The sequence below is a fragment of the Streptomyces sp. NPDC034086 genome (assembly GCF_055575515.1).
Genome location: NZ_JBVISM010000009.1, coordinates 1 through 15,648 on the forward strand (window position 1 = coordinate 1; position 15,648 = coordinate 15,648).

A 15,648-nucleotide genomic window follows, 5' to 3' on the forward strand; every position below is an offset into this window, starting at 1 on the left:
GTGGAGGAACCCTCATGGTGCGATAACGCCCCCCAACCCCCGGACACCCACCCCCCCTCCACCGCCCCCACCCCCCGGGCCCCACCGCCCCCCCTGCCCGCGGCCGGGCCGCTCCCCGTTCTCGCCGTTCGGGTCGTACGTGCCGTTCGGGCAGTCCCTTTTGTCGCTGTCGTTCTCGTCGTTCCCGTCGTTCCTGTCGTGCGCCATGACGCGCCCCCTCGATCCGTCGGACGTGCGGCGACCGAACCGCACCACCACAGCCGTGGTACCTCATTCGTGGTACCACGGCTGTGGTTATCCTGGCAAGGTGAATCAGGACCGGAGGGACCGGCTGCGCGACGCGGCCGTCGCCGTGCTGGCCGGGGCGGGCGGGCGCGGGCTCACCCATCGGGCCGTCGACGCCGCCGCGGACGTGCCGCTGGGCACGGCCAAGAACTACTTCCCGACCCGCGACGCGCTCCTGCGGGCCGTGGCCGAGCGCTGCCTGGAGCAGTACCGGGCCCTGACCGCCGCACTGGCGGCCGCCGGGCCGGGCCCCTCGGACCGGGCGGGGCTGGCGTCGCTGCTGGCCGGGCTGCTGCGGGACGTGGCCGGGCCGGGGAAACCGCGCCTGCTGGCCTACCTGGAGCTGCGGACCGAAGCCACCCGGCGGCCCTGGCTGGCCGGGCTGCTGGACCCGATCGCCGCCGGAGACTTCGCGACGTACCGGGCCCTGCTCGCCGGGGCGGGCCTCCCGGCCGGGGCGGAGCAGGCACGCGCCCTCACCCTCGCCCTGCACGGCGCGATCCCGCACCTGCTGGCCGGGACCCCGGAGGCGCTGGCCGCGGCCGGGCTCGACGACCTGGACGGCTTCACGCGGGCCCTGCTGGCCACCGTGTGCCCTGGCGGCGGGGAGGCCCGGTGACCGCCCGGCTGGACCGGGCCGTGGGCACCGTCCTCGGCTCGGCCGCCGGTGACGCGCTGGGGGCTCCGTACGAGTTCGGTCCCCCGGGACAACTGAGCGCGTGCGGCGCGGAGATGCGCGGGGGCGGCGGCTGGGATCCGGGCGAGGCGACGGACGACACCCAGATGGCGGTCCTCGTCGCCGAGTCCCTGCTGGAGCACGGCGGACTCGAACTCCCCGACGTCTTCGGCCGCTTCCAGCGCTGGGCCGCGGGGCAGCCCAAGGACATCGGGCTCCAGACCGAGGACGTACTGTCCAACGGTCTGCCCTGGGATCTGGCCGCCGCCCACCACTTCCAGGTCAACGCCCGGGCCGCGGGCAATGGTTCCCTCATGCGGGCCGCGGGCTCGGCGGTGTACTTCGCGGCCGCCGGCCGGGAGGCCTCCATGGACGCGGCCCGGCGGCTCGCGGCCCTCACGCACGGCGACCGGGCCGCCTGGGAGGGCACCGCCGTCCTCCACGAACTCGTCCGGGTGGCCCTGGACGGCGGTGACCCGCTAGCCGCGCTCCCGGAGGCGCTGGAGGCGGTGCACCCGGACCACCGCGACCGGTACGCCCGCGTGCTCGCCCCCGACTGGCATCCGGGGCTGGCAACCGAGTTCAACGGGGCGGTGTGGCCCTGCCTGGGCTCGGCGGTGTGGGCCCTGCGCAGCGCCGGCGGGTTCGCGGAAGCCGTACGGGCCGCCGTGGACCTGGGCGGTGACACCGACACGGTCGCCGCCGTGACCGGGACGCTGGCCGGCGCCGTGTACGGGCAGGCGGCGGTCCCGGCCCGGTGGACGGACCCGCTGCACGTGCCGCTGCCCGGCTTCGGCGACCGCGTGCTGGACGCCGAAGCGCTGCGCGACCTGGCCCGGCGGCTCGCGGAGGCGGGCTGAGGCCCGCCTCCGCCCGTCCGGCCGAGCGCGGGCGGCGGCTGCGGACCCGCCGGGGAGGCGGGGTCAGCCGCAGCCCCCGCAGCCGCCGCAGCCGCCGCCACAGCCACCCCCGCAGCCGCCCGCCCCGGTGGTGCCGGCGGTCCCGGAGGCCGTGGCCCGCTTCGCCTTCGTCGTACCGCGGGAGGCCTGTTTCAGCAGCCGCTCCCGCTCCCTGCGGCGGTCCTCCTCCCGCTTGCGGGTTCCCTCGGCGGACGCGCGGTAGGAGGACCCGGCCGGCTGCCAGCGGCCGAGCCCGTGCCGGCGGCGGGGATGCAGGGACACGCCCGCGACCTGGCCGGAGATGCCGCGGTAGTCCTCGTGGACGGCGTACTCGAGGATGACCTCGCCGCCCTCGCGCGGCACCCCTTGGAGCAGCGCCTCGAAGGGTTCGGCGCGGGCGTCGACGTCGTGCAGCCCGCCCCGGGGCAGGCCCGCCGTCCCCGCCGCCAGCAGCCGCGGGCCCCCGAGGGTGTCCCCGTCCCGGGGGCGGTAGCAGACCAGGGGCCGGCCCGTCGTGTCGTCGGCGTCCGGCAGCAGCCAGAAGTGCCCCGAGGGGGAGATCCGTACGCCGACGATCCGCACCGGCTGGTCCCCGGAGTACAGGCGGCGCGTGGCCCGGTCGGCGGCCCAGCCCCGCCCCAGGAGGGTGCTCCCGAGCACCACCAGGACCAGGGCCAGGCACTGCTGGCCGACGGCGTCGTAGGGATGGTCGCCGGGGTCGGTCCCGAGGTCGTCGAGGAGACCGTCCAGGAGGACGACGGCGGCGAAGAGGCAGAGGACGGCCCCGCCGATGATCCGCCTGTTGCCGCGCCGCTCCTGCCCGTGCGGCATCCGGTCGGGGAGCGGGAAGCGGGCCGCCCCGGCGGTCTCGAGGAAGAGCCGCTCCTGCCTGCGCCGGGACCACAGCCGCAGCAGGGACCCGGCCAGCGCCCACGAGGCCAGGAGAAGGACGAGGACGGCCGCGGGGCCCCGCGCGACGGCGGCGGCCGACTCCGCCACGAGCACGGCGGCGGCCACGGCTGCCGCGGCGGGCAGGAAGCGGTACCACAGGGGCAGGGCCACCAGCAGCACCGCCGCCGGGTAGAACCGCCACGACGTGCCCACCGGACCGGCCGGCCCCCCGTCACGGAGGGCCAGCACGAGTGAGACGGTGACCAGGGCGGCGAGAACCCAACTCACCACGCACGGAGCGAAGATGACCGGCGGCCGGGCCTTTCGCCAGCGCTCGGACTCCTCGACGCCCCATGTCCGCACATCACTTGCCGGTATCACCCCGGCGGGAAGGTGCTTGGCGTAGGCAATCACAGGGCCAGTATGCGAGCCCGGGAGGTCCGGCGTCACCGCCTTTCGCCGTCCGTCTCCTCAGGGAGTTCCGGCCGCCCGGTCCGGCAGGCACCGGTCGACAGTTTCCCTTCACGCGTGTCCACCGATCCGGCACTTCCGGCGCCTGCCGTACCCGCCCAGGATGAGGACCGCGCGGCCCGGCGCCCCGGCAGGGGCCCCGCCGCACACGCCACGCCGGCCCCCGCGGGCTCCGGTCGCGCGCACCGCCGCCACGGACACCCGCACCCGCACCCACACCGACACCGACACCGACACCGACACCGGAGAACGGAGAACGGACGCACATGAAGTACCGCCCGCTGGGAAGCACCACGGTCAGCGCGATCGCCCTGGGCGCCATGCCCCTGTCCATCGAGAACCGCCCGGACGAGGCGCGGGCCGTCGCCACCGTCCACGCCGCCCTCGACGCCGGCGTCACGCTCATCGACACGGCCGACAGCTACCACTGGCACCCCGGCGAGCGCGGCCACAACGAACTCCTCATCGCCCGCGCCCTGGCCCGCTACGGCGGCGACACCTCCCACGTCCTGGTCGCCACCAAAGGCGGCCGGGGCCGCACCGGCGACGGGGGCTGGACCGTCACCGGCACCCCCGCCCACCTCAAGCACGCCGCCGAGGCCTCCCTCAAGCGCCTGGGGGTGGAATCCATCGGCCTGTACCAGCTGCACAAGCCGGACCCCGGCGTGCCCTGGGCGGAATCGGTCGGCGCCCTGCGCGAACTCCTCGACGCCGGCACCATCCGCACCGCGGGGATCTCCAACGTGACCAGCGGCCAGATCCGCGAGGCCCACGCCATCCTCGGTGACGCGCTCGTCTGCGTGCAGAACCAGTACTCCCCCGCGGTCCGCGACGCCGAGCCCGAGCTGGAGCTGAGCACCCGGCTCGGTCTGGCCTTCCTGCCCTGGAGCCCGCTGGGCGGCATCTCCCGCAGCTCCCTGGACGGCCCGTCCGGCCCCACCTCCGCGGGGACCGCCTTCCACCGCGTCGCGGCCGGACGCGGCGTCAGCCCGCAGCGGATCGCCCTGGCCTGGCTGCTGGCCCGCTCCCCGAGGGTCGTCCCGGTGCCGGGAGCCAGCCGTCCGGCGTCGGTCCAGGACTCGGCCCTCGCCACGGAGATCGAACTCGAGGCGGCGGAACTGGCCGAGCTGGAGGCGGCGCTGCCGGCCCGCGGGGCCGGTGCCTGACCCGCGACGTCGGAGCCCGCGGGGCGCCGGGCAGCCGCGGGACGGCGGGGCGCCGGGAAGCGGCGGGGCTCAGTGCTGGTGGACCCGCTCCAGGTCCGCGAGGAGCCGGCCTTCGGCATAGGTGAGGGCGGCGTCCGGGAGGGCGGCGGTCCGCCCGCTGTGCAGTACGGTCAGCCCGCCGGTGGGGGGCAGTTCCGGCGCGGGCTCGAGGCCGATGCGGCGCAGCGCCTGCACGGCGACGGCCTCGGCGGAACCGTAGAACCTCAGCTCCGCTCCCCCGGTGCGGGCGGCGAGGGCTGCCCGGACGGCCTCCTCGACGAGCTCGTAGTGGGTGCAGCCGAGGACCACGTCCGTGACGTCGGCCGGGGTGAGCGCGGCGGCGGCGGCGACGGTGCGAGCGACGGCCGCCTCGTCACCGGCCTCGACGGCGTCGGCCAGTCCGGGGCAGGGCACCTCGGTGACGCGGGCCCCCGCGGCGAAGTCGCGGATCAGCCCGCGCTGGTACAGGCTGCCGGTGGTGGCGGGGGTCGCCCAGATGGCGACCCGCCCTCCGGCGGCCGCGGCGGGCTTGATCGCCGGCACGGTGCCGATGACGGGGATCCCGGGCTCCAGCTCGGCCCGCAGCGCGGGCAGGGAGTGCACGGAGGCGGTGTTGCAGGCCACGATGAGCGCGTCCGGGCCGAGCGCGGCGGCGGCCCGGGCGACGGCACGTGCCCGCTCGGTGAGGTCGGCGGGCGTACGGGGCCCCCAGGGCATCCCGTCCGGGTCGGAGGACAGCAGCAGGTCGGCGTCGGGCCGCAGCCGACGCGTCGCGGCGGCCGCAGCGAGGAGGCCGATTCCCGAGTCCATGAGCGCGATCTTCACCTGGTCACCTTAGTCGACTTACCCACCGCACCGGTGAACCCGCGCCTCTCGCACCCGGCCCGCGGCGCGTCCCTGCGGCCCCTCCCGGGGCCCTCACCAGCACGGGACCCCGGCCCAGGCCCGGCCGCCCCGAGCCGAGGTCCGGTTCCGGCGGCCACGGCACACCGGGGCGGGGACACGGCCCGGGTCCCCGCCCCGTCCGGGTTCCGGGCCCGGCAGGGCGGGCAGGGCGGGCAGGGCACGGCCGGACCCGGTTCCGGGCCGAGCCGGGCGGGCCGCTTTCCGGGCCCCGCACGGTGCCGCCTTCCGGCCCGGCGCGGCAGGGCCGAAGGCCGTCCGGTTCCGGACCCGTCAGGGCCGGGCCCGGTAGCGGGCCGGCCGGGCCGCGCAAGGCCCGCGCGGAGCCGGCGCCGCTCCCGGTGCCGGCCGCGGCACCCCGGTACCGGCCGCGGCACCCAGGTACCGGCCGCCGCCGCCCGCCGTGCCGGGCTTCGCCCGCCCGCCCCGTCCCCGCCGGACCCGGGCCGTTCCCGCCCCGTCCCGCCCCTCGCCGCTCTGGATCCGGCCCGCCCGCAGGACGCCCCGACGCGCCCGGGATCCCGCTTGCCCGGAAGACGGCCCCGCACCGGCGCCGCTTCGGCGACACTGCCGTCATGGGCCTCCTCCTCGCCGCCTGCGCGTCCCTCGCCGCCTGGCTCTGGCTGACCCTCGCCCAGGGCATGTTCTGGCGCACCGACGTCCGCCTCCCCCCGCGCACCGCCCCCGCCCGCTGGCCCACCGTGGCGGTCGTCGTCCCGGCCCGGGACGAGGCCGAGGTGCTCCCCCGGAGCCTGCCCTCCCTCCTCGCCCAGGACTATCCCGGCGAGGCGCGGATCGTCCTGGTCGACGACGGCAGCACCGACGGCACGGCGGACCTCGCCCGCCGGCTGGCCGCCGAGCAGCCGGGGCTGCCGCTCACCGTCGTCACCCCCGCGGACCCCCCGCCCGGCTGGACGGGCAAGCTGTGGGCGCTGCGCCACGGCATCGCCCGGGCCCGTACCGGCCCGGACCGGGAGCCCGAGTTCCTCCTCCTCACCGACGCCGACATCGCGCACGAGCCCGACAGCCTGCGCGAGCTGGTCGCCGCGGCGACCAGCGCCGGCCTCGACCTCGTCTCCCAGATGGCCCGGCTGCGCGTGGCCGGCTTCTGGGAGCGGCTCCTCGTACCGGCCTTCGTGTACTTCTTCGCGCAGCTGTACCCCTTCCGCCGGATCAACCGTCCCGCCTCCCGCACCGCCGCGGCCGCCGGCGGCTGCGTGCTGCTGAGGACGGAGGCGGCCGTCCGCGCGGGGATCCCGGATTCGATCCGGCAGGCCGTCATCGACGACGTCTCCCTGGCCCGCGCCGTCCAGCGTTCCGGGGGGCGGATCTGGCTGGGGCTGGCGGAGCGGGTGGACAGCGTGCGCCCGTACCCGGCTCTGGGGGACCTGTGGCGGATGGTGTCCCGCAGCGCCTACGCCCAACTGCGCCACCAGCCCCTGCTGCTGGCCGGGACGGTCGCCGGACTGGTGCTGGTGTACGTGGTTCCCCCGGCGGCCCTGTTCGCGGGTCTGGCGGGGCCGGCCTCGGCTGTGGGCACCGCGACGGCCTGGGCCGGGGGCCTCGCGTGGCTGCTGATGGCGGGGACGTACCTGCCCATGCTGCGCTATTACCGGCAGTCGCCCGTGCTGGCTCCGCTGCTGCCGCTCACCGCGCTCCTGTACCTCCTGATGACCGTGGACTCGGCCGTCCAGCACTACCGGGGGCGCGGCGCCGCGTGGAAGGGCCGCACCTACGCCCGCCCGAGCGACGCCTGAGGCTTCGGGCGGAAACGGATAATTCGCCCTCCTGAGGAAGCGTCATCCGAGGTCACCGTGTTGTGACGCTCCGTCACTTCCATGTGCGTGCAAAGGCCAACCGGCGAGTACGAGTAGCATCAAGCCGGGGCGCACGTGACGAATCGTGCAGGTGGACGCGATGGGAAAGCTGTGGCCCTGACCTGGGAATATGCAGGTCAGGGCGGTGTTGGCGGAGCCTGGCTATGGACCCGGTGAAGCCGTGGGCTTAACTTGTCTCCCATGACCTCCCCCCGCTCCACTTATGGCGGCGGTTACTACTCCGCGCCCTCCTTCCCGGACACCCCCATCTACGACTCCCTCGTCGCCGAACGCGGCACTCCGCAGATCGCCCCGATCCGCGTTCCGGCCGCGTACGAGTCCCCCAGTGCCGGTTACTCGAGCGGTGGTTACCTGCCGGCCCTCGCCTCGTCCATGCCCGCCCTGCCGCCCGCGGCGCCGCAGCCGCCGGCTCCCGCGTACGGCTACGGGTACCCGCAGCAGGCCATGCCCCAGCCCCAGCAGATGCCGGTTCCGCTTCAGCACGCGCCGGCCCCCTACATCCCGCAGCAGCAGCAGTTCGCGGGCCGGGCCGGTTACGCGCCGCAGCCCCAGCCGCAGCAGCCCCGTCCGGCCGCCATGGGCACCGGGTACGAGGCCATGCGCCCGGCGGCTCCGCGCCCGATGGCCCCCGTGGCGCCCATGGCCCCGGTGGCGTCCGCGGCGGGCGTCCCCTCGTACGAGGACCCGTACGGCCGCCCGTACCAGCAGCGGGGCTACTGACCGGGCGCCCGCCGACCGCGACGCCGGCGTCCCGCGCACCGTGTGCCCTGCACACGGTCCCTGGGGGGCCGGCGGGGGCAGCTGTCACAATGCCCCCATGTCGAACTTGTACGTCCAGTCACTCCACGTCCATCCCGTCAAGTCGGTGGCGGGGGCCGCGCCCGACGAGATGGCCGTGGAGCCCTGGGGACCGGCCGGGGACCGCCGCTGGGCCGTGATCGACACGACCGGTGCGGTCATCACCCAGCGCCAGCAGGCGCGGCTGGCGCTGGCCTCGGCGCGGCCGCTGCCGGGCGGGCGGGTCGAGCTGTCGGGACCGGGCATGCCCGCCCTCGTGGTCGAGGTGCCGCGGTCCGGCCCGCTGGAGCCGGTCGTGCTCTTCGGCAAGGAGATCAAGACGGTGGTCGCGGCGGCCGCGGCCGCCGAGTGGTTCACCGCCTACCTCGGCCAGGACGCGCGCCTCGTGCACCTGGACGATCCGGCCGTACGGCGGCCCGTGGACCCGAAGTACGCGCTGCCGGGGGAGACGGTCAGCCTCGCCGACGCCTACCCCCTCCTCCTGGCCACCAGCGCCTCGCTGGACGCCCTCAACGCGCTGATCGCCCAGGGCGACCACCCCGAGGAGGGACCGCTGCCCATGAACCGTTTCCGGCCCAATCTGGTGGTCGGCGGCCCCGCCGCGGCGTGGGCCGAGGACGACTGGCGGCGGATCGCGATCGGCGACGCCGTGTTCCGCGGGGTGCGCGAGTGCGGACGCTGCATCGTGACCACCACCGACCAGCGGACCGCGGAGCGCGGCCGTGAACCGCTGAAGACCCTGGCGAAGCACCGCCGGATCGGGAAGTCGCTGGCCTTCGGACGCCAGCTGGTGCCGGTCGTCACGGGCACGGTGCGGGTGGGCGACGAGGTACGCGTCCTGGAGTGAGCGTGCCGCCGCGCCCGGAGCCCCCGCCCCCGCCGCTGACCACGGCGGGCTGACGGAATGACACCTTCGGGGGGCTCCTGGCGTTCACTGGAACCAACGGGCCGCGCAGGGCCGTTGGAGCATTCAGGACGGCAGAGGAAGACGAAGACCGGGCATGGGGCAGGGGGAGCCGGACCGTGCGGACAGCAATGGGTGTGTGGCGCTGGCGGCGCAATCCGCTGCGCAGGCCGACCGATCTCTTCGAGGCGTGGGTGGCGTTCACCGCGCTGGTGTGCGTGCTGCTGGTGGCCCCGGCCGTCGGCTGGGCGGCGGGCCGCCAGGTGGACGGGACCTTGCAGCGGGCCGCGCGCGAGCAGCGGCACGAGCGGTACCTGGTCCCGGCGGTGGTGGTCCGGTCCGCGCCGGGCACGGGTGCCGATCCGTCGGCGCAGCGGCAGGCACCCGAGCGGACCCGGATCGTGGCCTCCTGGACCGCGCCCGACGGCAGCCACCACGAGGGCACGGTTCCGGCGGCGGAGGAACCGCCGCGCGCCGGCGACCGGTTCCGGGTATGGACCGACATCCGCGGCAGGCTGGTGGGGCAGCCGCTCGACCCTTCCGCCGCCTCCTTCCACGCGGGTACCGCCGGTCTGGCGGCCGCGCTCACCGCCGCCGCGCTCGCGGAGACGGTCCGCCGGCTGGTCGTACGCCGGCTCATGCATCGGCGGTACATACGGCTGGACCGGGCGTGGGCGGCGGCGTGGCCCGACTGGGGCCGGACGGGCGCGGGCAGCTGACCTGGTCACTCACCGGCCCCATGCGCGCTACGGTGGAGCCGGAGGCCGGTCCGGTCGCGGGAGCGGCTCCGGCGGCCGTGGAACTCCCGGGGCGCTCGGACCACTTCGACCACTCCGGTCGTTTCAGTCGCTTCAGTCGCTTCCGACCGGTCCGGCAGCGCGAGTACAGGGGTGGGGGCACGACAGCACGATGGCTCAGGGCACGGTCCAGGTGACGCACGGCGGGGCCTCGCGGTGGCGGCGCCGCTCCGGTGACTATCCGACGCTGGCCGCCGCGCTCGCCGTGGCGGGCGACGGCGACGTGCTGTCCATCGCCCCCGGCACCTACCGGGAGAACCTGGTCCTGCGTCATGCCGTCACCCTGCGCGGGCCCGAGGGGGCGGTGGCCGGGTCGGTGCGGATCGCCCCGCTCGACGGGGTCGCGCTGACCGTTCGCGCTTCGGCCGTGGTCCAGGACCTGTACCTGGAGGGAGCCGACCGGACGGCGCCCGCCCTGCTCGTCGAGGAGGGCTCACCGGAGCTCACGGGGCTGCGCGTGCACACCCGGTCGGCGTCCGGCATCGAGGTGCGCGGCGGGGCCAGGCCCCTGGTGCGCCGGTGCACGGTGGAGAATCCGGCGGGGGTCGGGATCTCCGTCCTGGACGGCGGTGGCGGGGTGTTCGAGGAGTGCGAGGTGGTCGCCGCCGGGCAGGCCGGGGTCTCGGTGCGCGGCGGCCACCCGCGCCTGGAGCGCTGCCGGATCCACCACGCGGTGGGCGCGGGCATCTCGGTCACCGGCGAGGGCTCGGGCCTTGAGGCACTGGGATGTGAGGTGTACGAGGTCAAGGGCGCCGGTGTGCAGGTCGCGGCGCGCGCGGCGGCCCGCCTCACCGACTGCGCGGTGCACCGTACGTCCGCCGACGGGGTCACCCTCGACACCGACGCGGTGCTGACCCTCACCGGCTGCGACATCCACGACATCCCGGAGAACGCCGTCGACCTGCGCTCCCGTTCGGTGCTCACCCTCAGCCGCACCACGGTGCGCCGGTTCGGGCGCAACGGCCTGTCGGTGTGGGACCCGGGGACCAGGGTGGACGCCGAGTCCTGCGAGATCCACGACAGTACGGGCGACTATCCGGCGGTGTGGGTGAGCGACGGGGCCACCGCCTCGCTGGACTCCTGCCGCCTGCACGACGTGCCCGACGCGCTGTTCGTCCTGGACCGGGGCTCGCGCGTGGACGTGGTCGACAGCGATCTGTCGCAGGTCCGCAACACGGCCGTCTCGGTCAGCGACGGAGCGAGCGCGCGGCTCGACGACTGCCGGATCCGGGAGGCGGGCACCGGGGCGTGGTTCCGTGACCACGGCAGCGGCGGCGCCCTGGCCGACTGCACCATCGACGCCGTGCAGACGGGCGTGATCGTCACCAAGGGCGCCGATCCCACCCTGGAGCGGTGCGCGGTGACCTCCGCCGCCGAGGCCGGGTTCTACGTGTCGGCGGGCGGCCGGGGCACGTTCACGGCGTGCCGGGTGACGGGCAGTGCCGGTTTCGGCTTCCACGTCATCGACGGCTGCCGCACCACGCTCACCCGGTGCCACACCGAGCGCTGTGCGCGCGGCGGCTACGAGTTCGCGGAGGACGGTCCCCTGGCCGAGGGGTGCACGGGCGACGAGGCCGGTACGGGGCCCGCGGAGCGGGCGGCGGGCGGGGGGCCCGCCGGGGCGCCGCCGGGCGGGGGGCAGCGTACGGCCACGGTGGTACAGGGCCCGGCGGGGCGGCCCGCCGACCGGGTGCCGGCCTCCCGGGCCGGGGAGGTGCCGGATCCGGCCGGGACGCCGGGCGCGGCGCCGGCCCCCCGGGGTTCGGGCGAGGTGCTGGGGCAGCTCGACGCGCTGGTCGGGCTGGACAGCGTCAAGCGCGAGGTGCGGGCCCTCACCGACATGATCGAGGTGGGGCGCAGGCGGCAGCTGGCGGGCCTGAAGGCGGCCTCGGTGCGCCGGCACCTGGTCTTCACGGGCTCCCCCGGTACGGGCAAGACGACCGTCGCCCGCCTCTACGGGGAGATCCTGGCCTCCCTCGGGGTGCTGGAGCGCGGCCACCTGGTCGAGGTGTCCAGGGTGGACCTGGTCGGCGAGCACATCGGGTCCACGGCGATCCGTACGCAAGAGGCCTTCGACCGGGCACGGGGCGGGGTGCTGTTCATCGACGAGGCGTACGCGCTGGCCCCGGAGGACTCGGGCCGGGACTTCGGGCGCGAGGCGATCGACACGCTGGTGAAGCTGATGGAGGACCACCGGGACGCGGTGGTGGTGATCGTCGCCGGGTACACGGAGGAGATGGAGCGTTTCCTGACCGTCAACCCGGGGGTGGCGTCGCGTTTCTCCCGCACCATCACCTTCGGGGACTACGGGCCGCCCGAACTGCTGCGGATCGTGGAGCAGCAGGCGGAGGAGCACGAGTACCGGCTCGGCGAGGGGACCGGGGAGGCGCTGCTGAAGTACTTCACGGAGCTGCCCAAGGGCCCGGCCTTCGGCAACGGCCGGACCGCGCGCCAGACCTTCGAGGCGATGGTGGAGCGGCACGCGGGGCGGGTCGCGCAGCTGGCGGACCCGGACAAGGACGAACTCACCCTGCTGTTCCCGGAGGACCTGCCGGCCCTGCCGTCGTCGTGCTGACCGCGTGGGCGGGGAGGTCGAACGGCCGGCCGGCCGGGGTGCGCGGCACACGCGCGCGGCGCGTCCCGCGCCCGGCCGGGCCCCGCCGCCCGGCTCAGGCCTCGGGCTCGCGCCAGTCGCCGGTCTCCAGCAGGGTCCGGATCGTCTTGGAGTAGGGGGCGATGTCGAGGCCCTGGGCCGCCAGCCACTCGTCCGAGTAGTACTTGTCGAGGTAGCGGTCGCCCGGGTCGCACAGCAGGGTCACGACGCTGCCCGTGCGGCCCTCCGCCACCATCTCGGAGACGATCTTCAGGGCGCTCCACAGTCCGGTGCCGGTGGAGCCGCCCGCCTTGCGTCCTATGGCCTGTTCAAGGGCGCGGCAGGCGGCGACGGACGCCGCGTCCGGCACCTTCATCATGCGGTCGATGGCGCCCGGCACGAAGCTCGGCTCCATCCGCGGCCGGCCGATGCCCTCGATGCGCGAGCCGCAGTCGCTGCTCGCGTGCGGGTCGTTGTTGGTCCACCCGTCGAAGAAACAGGAGTTCTCCGGGTCCGGGACGCAGATGCGGGTGTCGTGCTGCATGTAGTGGACGTAGCGCGCGATGGTCGCGGAGGTGCCGCCGGTGCCGGCCGTGGCCACGATCCAGGCGGGCTCGGGGTACCGCTCCAGACGCAGTTGCTGGTACATCGACTCGGCGATGTTGTTGTTGCCCCGCCAGTCGGTGGCGCGCTCGGCGTAGGTGAACTGGTCCATGTAGTGGCCGCCGGTGCGGGCCGCCAGTTCGGCCGACTCCTCGTACATCTTCATCGGGTCGTCGACGAAGTGGCACGCGCCTCCGTGGAATTCGATGAGGCGGCACTTCTCCGGGCTGGTGGTCCTCGGCATCACCGCGATGAACGGGACGCCGATCAGCTTGGCGAAGTACGCCTCGGAGACGGCGGTGGAGCCGCTGGAGGCCTCGATGACCGGGCGGCCGGGGCGGATCCAGCCGTTGCAGAGCGCGTAGAGGAACAGTGAGCGGGCGAGGCGGTGCTTCAGGGAGCCCGTCGGGTGGGTGGACTCGTCCTTCAGGTACAGGTCGATGCCCCACGCCTCGGGCAGCGGGAAGCGCAGCAGGTGGGTGTCGGCGGAGCGGTTGGCGTCCGCCTGGACCTTGCGCACGGCCTCCTTGAGCCAGGCGCGGTAGTCGGCGTCGCTGCGGTCGACGTCGACCGTCGTCGTCACCGTGCTCCCGGCCGTGTTCGAGGCCGGTGTACCGGTGGTGCCGGTGGTGCTCATGCGCCTTGCTCCTTTGTCGGTTCCAGGGCCCCCTCCTTTCGCAATGTACCCCCCTCACCTGCACAAATGATTGCTTTGGGTTTCCATGCGGATCGCTTTCGGCCCTATTCCGCCGCGTTCGGTTGCAGGCGGAGCCACGGTGGGTGACCCTGGTACTCGCGTCACCGAGGGTGCAGCACCCGTAACAATGATGTCGGGGAGTCGCAGCCGTGATCAGTCATTCCCGCAGGCACTGCGTCGTCGAACTGCAGGCCTTGCCAGCGCGGATCGGTCAGGTCCGCAGGATCGTCTCCGCGCAACTGCGCCACTGGCAGCTCGACCCGCTCATAGACCGGGCTGCGCTCGGCGTGACGGAGCTGCTCAGCAACGTCCACCGCCACGCGCAGCCCGACAAGGCGTGCACGGTCGAGATCGAATTCCGTCTCGGGCGCCTGACCGTCTCCGTCCACGACAGCGATCCGCGGCTGCCCGTCCGCCGGGCGGCCGACGGTCTGGAGACCTGCGGGCGCGGACTGGCGCTCGTCGAGGCGGTCAGCGAGGCCTGGGGGGCCCGGCACCGGCCGGACGGGCCGGGCAAGGTGGTGTGGTTCTCGATGCGGGCGGCCCCGTCACCGGCGGCGCCGACGCGCACGGTCAGCATCGGCGTCAAGAAGACCGTACGCGGACCCGCGCGCCCGGTGCTCGCCGCCGTCGACGCCCGGGCCGTCGGGACCGGCGTGCCGGCGTCGGTCACGGCCGCGACCGGGCCCGGCTGACTCCCCCGGGCACACCGGCCCGGCCCCCGGACCGGACCACGGCCCCGACCCCCGCCCGGACCCCCGCCCCGCCGGGCACACCGGCCCGGCCCCCGGCTCAGGCGGCCGCGCCCAGCGCCCCCAGCGGATCGTCCAGTACGGGCTGCCACGCCAGCTCCGCCGCGCCGACCAGACTGTTGTGGTCCAGGGTGCACGGCAGGATCGGCACGCCCCCGCTGCGCCCCCACAGGCTGCGGTCGGCGACCACCGCCCGCAGCCGCTCCGGGTCGGCGTACAGCAGCTCGCGGTGCAGTCCGCCGAGGATGATCCGGTCCGGGTTCAGGATGTTGACCAGGCCCGCGAGGCCCAGTCCGAGCCGGTCGATGAGTTCCTCGGCGGCCGCCCGCACCGACGGCTGCGCGTACTCGGCGCGCAGCAGGTCACGGGCCTGCGCCAGCAGCGACACCTCGGGCCCCGGCGTACGGCCGGCCGCGGTGAGGAAGGCCAGCGGGTCGGCCTCCACGTCCAGGCAGCCGCGGCTGCCGCAGTGGCAGGCCCGCCCCTCCGGGTTGACGGTGAGGTGGCCGACCTCCAGGGCCAGGCCCGCGCTCCCGCTGTGCAGCCTGCCGTCGAGCACCAGGGCCCCGCCCACCCCGCGGTGCCCGGTGGCCACGCAGAGCAGGTGCTGGGCGCTGCGGCCCGCGCCGTGCCGGTGCTCGGCGAGCGCGGCGAGGTTCACGTCGTTGCCGGTCAGAGCCGGTCCGTCGATGCCGGCCGCCTTCACGCACTCGGCGAACAGGGCCCGTACCGGAGAGCCGGGCGGCCACGCCAGGTGCAGCGGGTTGAGGGCGGTGCCCTCCGGCTCCGCGACCGCCGAGGGCACCGCGAGGCCCGCGCCGACGCACCGGCGCCCCGACTCGGCGAGCAGCCGGGCGCCCGCGTCGACGACCGCGCCGAGCACCTGCGCGGGGTCGGCGGAGACGGTGAGCTTGCCGGGCGCGGTGGCCACGATGCGCCCGCCGAGGCCGACCAGCGCGGCCCGGAACCCGTCGGGGTGGACCTGTGCGGCCAGCGCCACGGGACCGTTCTCGTCGACGGCGAGCCGGTGCGAGGGACGGCCCTGGGTGCCGCCGGCTCCGCCGGGGCGGGAGTCGACGCGGATCAGGCCGAGCGCCTCCAGCTCGGCGGCGACGGCTCCGGCGGTGGCGCGCGTGACGCCGAGTTCGGCCGTCAGCACCGCCCGGGTGGGGGCCCGGCCGGTGTGCACGAGCTCCAGCGCCGGGCCGAGCGCGCCGCGGCCGCGCTCCAGCTTGGTCCTGGCGGACGCCGCCGACGCCGTGCCCGCGTCCCCCGCCCCCGGCGGGGCCCCGTTGCCGTTCATGAGGGGATCCTCGCACGACCGGGCGGCGGTGCC

Annotated in this window: 13 protein-coding genes; 9 read left to right on the top strand and 4 right to left on the bottom strand. The window is 75.7% G+C overall.

Annotated elements, in window-relative coordinates:
* The first annotated feature begins 307 nt into the window (after window positions 1-307).
* Together ACZ514_RS20650 and ACZ514_RS20655 are read left to right on the top strand one after the other, a co-directional pair.
* Window positions 308-904 (top strand): TetR/AcrR family transcriptional regulator, encoded by a 597-nt coding sequence (locus ACZ514_RS20650; RefSeq protein ID WP_468165861.1) that lies wholly within the window; start codon window positions 308-310, stop codon window positions 902-904.
* Window positions 901-1,821: an ADP-ribosylglycohydrolase family protein gene (locus ACZ514_RS20655; protein ID WP_469125334.1), complete on the top strand. Its 921-nt coding sequence runs from the start codon at window positions 901-903 to the stop codon at window positions 1,819-1,821. Before ACZ514_RS20650 ends, ACZ514_RS20655 begins: the two co-directional genes overlap by 4 nt.
* A gap of 63 nt (window positions 1,822-1,884) precedes the next feature.
* Here ACZ514_RS20655 and ACZ514_RS20660 read toward each other — a convergent pair whose 3' ends face one another.
* Window positions 1,885-3,042, bottom strand: coding sequence for a hypothetical protein (locus ACZ514_RS20660; protein ID WP_469125335.1), 1,158 nt, complete (start codon window positions 3,040-3,042; stop codon window positions 1,885-1,887).
* A 446-nt stretch (window positions 3,043-3,488) separates the two neighbouring features.
* Between ACZ514_RS20660 and ACZ514_RS20665 the strand changes: the two genes are divergently transcribed.
* A complete protein-coding gene (locus tag ACZ514_RS20665; protein ID WP_468166222.1) occupies window positions 3,489-4,388 on the top strand; it encodes an aldo/keto reductase in 900 nt (299 codons plus the stop codon).
* A gap of 69 nt (window positions 4,389-4,457) precedes the next feature.
* Here ACZ514_RS20665 and ACZ514_RS20670 read toward each other — a convergent pair whose 3' ends face one another.
* Window positions 4,458-5,252, bottom strand: coding sequence for a glutamate racemase (locus tag ACZ514_RS20670; RefSeq protein WP_469125336.1), 795 nt, complete (start codon window positions 5,250-5,252; stop codon window positions 4,458-4,460).
* Window positions 5,253-5,905: 653 nt separating this feature from the next.
* Here ACZ514_RS20670 and ACZ514_RS20675 point away from each other — a divergent pair.
* The 5 genes from ACZ514_RS20675 (at window position 5,906) to ACZ514_RS20695 (ending at window position 12,242) form a co-directional block, all read left to right on the top strand.
* The gene (locus ACZ514_RS20675; RefSeq protein WP_468165853.1) at window positions 5,906-7,087 is read left to right on the top strand and encodes a glycosyltransferase; all 1,182 of its coding nucleotides are present in this window, start codon (window positions 5,906-5,908) and stop codon (window positions 7,085-7,087) included.
* 261 nt (window positions 7,088-7,348) lie between these two features.
* Complete coding sequence (locus tag ACZ514_RS20680) at window positions 7,349-7,888, top strand: DUF6643 family protein (protein WP_468165851.1); 540 nt, start codon at window positions 7,349-7,351, stop codon at window positions 7,886-7,888.
* A gap of 97 nt (window positions 7,889-7,985) precedes the next feature.
* Window positions 7,986-8,813: an MOSC domain-containing protein gene (locus ACZ514_RS20685; RefSeq protein ID WP_468165849.1), complete on the top strand. Its 828-nt coding sequence runs from the start codon at window positions 7,986-7,988 to the stop codon at window positions 8,811-8,813.
* Between the two features lie 176 nt (window positions 8,814-8,989).
* A complete protein-coding gene (locus ACZ514_RS20690) occupies window positions 8,990-9,589 on the top strand; it encodes an Rv1733c family protein (protein WP_469125337.1) in 600 nt (199 codons plus the stop codon).
* Window positions 9,590-9,779: 190 nt separating this feature from the next.
* Window positions 9,780-12,242: a right-handed parallel beta-helix repeat-containing protein gene (locus ACZ514_RS20695; RefSeq protein ID WP_469125338.1), complete on the top strand. Its 2,463-nt coding sequence runs from the start codon at window positions 9,780-9,782 to the stop codon at window positions 12,240-12,242.
* Window positions 12,243-12,336: 94 nt separating this feature from the next.
* On the opposite strand, the gene ACZ514_RS20700 is transcribed toward ACZ514_RS20695, so the two are convergent.
* On the bottom strand, window positions 12,337-13,500 hold the full coding sequence (locus ACZ514_RS20700) for a PLP-dependent cysteine synthase family protein (protein WP_469125339.1): 1,164 nt from the start codon (window positions 13,498-13,500) through the stop codon (window positions 12,337-12,339).
* 209 nt (window positions 13,501-13,709) lie between these two features.
* Here ACZ514_RS20700 and ACZ514_RS20705 point away from each other — a divergent pair, with 209 nt between their 5' ends.
* A complete protein-coding gene (locus ACZ514_RS20705) occupies window positions 13,710-14,255 on the top strand; it encodes an ATP-binding protein (protein ID WP_468700347.1) in 546 nt (181 codons plus the stop codon).
* 97 nt (window positions 14,256-14,352) lie between these two features.
* Here ACZ514_RS20705 and ACZ514_RS20710 read toward each other — a convergent pair whose 3' ends face one another.
* Entirely contained in the window at window positions 14,353-15,615 is a 1,263-nt protein-coding gene (locus ACZ514_RS20710) for an ROK family protein (protein WP_468165839.1), read from the bottom strand.
* Between the last annotated feature and the right edge of the window lie 33 nt (window positions 15,616-15,648).

What these genes read in the sequence shown, in the direction of transcription:
- ACZ514_RS20710 (WP_468165839.1), bottom strand. Translation starts at nt 15,615, where the DNA reads ATGAACGGCAACGGGGCCCCGCCGGGGGCGGGGGACGCGGGCACGGCG.
- ACZ514_RS20665 (WP_468166222.1), top strand. Translation starts at nt 3,489, where the DNA reads ATGAAGTACCGCCCGCTGGGAAGCACCACGGTCAGCGCGATCGCCCTG.
- ACZ514_RS20675 (WP_468165853.1), top strand. Translation starts at nt 5,906, where the DNA reads ATGGGCCTCCTCCTCGCCGCCTGCGCGTCCCTCGCCGCCTGGCTCTGG.
- ACZ514_RS20695 (WP_469125338.1), top strand. Translation starts at nt 9,780, where the DNA reads ATGGCTCAGGGCACGGTCCAGGTGACGCACGGCGGGGCCTCGCGGTGG.
- ACZ514_RS20685 (WP_468165849.1), top strand. Translation starts at nt 7,986, where the DNA reads ATGTCGAACTTGTACGTCCAGTCACTCCACGTCCATCCCGTCAAGTCG.
- ACZ514_RS20700 (WP_469125339.1), bottom strand. Translation starts at nt 13,500, where the DNA reads ATGAGCACCACCGGCACCACCGGTACACCGGCCTCGAACACGGCCGGG.
- ACZ514_RS20680 (WP_468165851.1), top strand. Translation starts at nt 7,349, where the DNA reads ATGACCTCCCCCCGCTCCACTTATGGCGGCGGTTACTACTCCGCGCCC.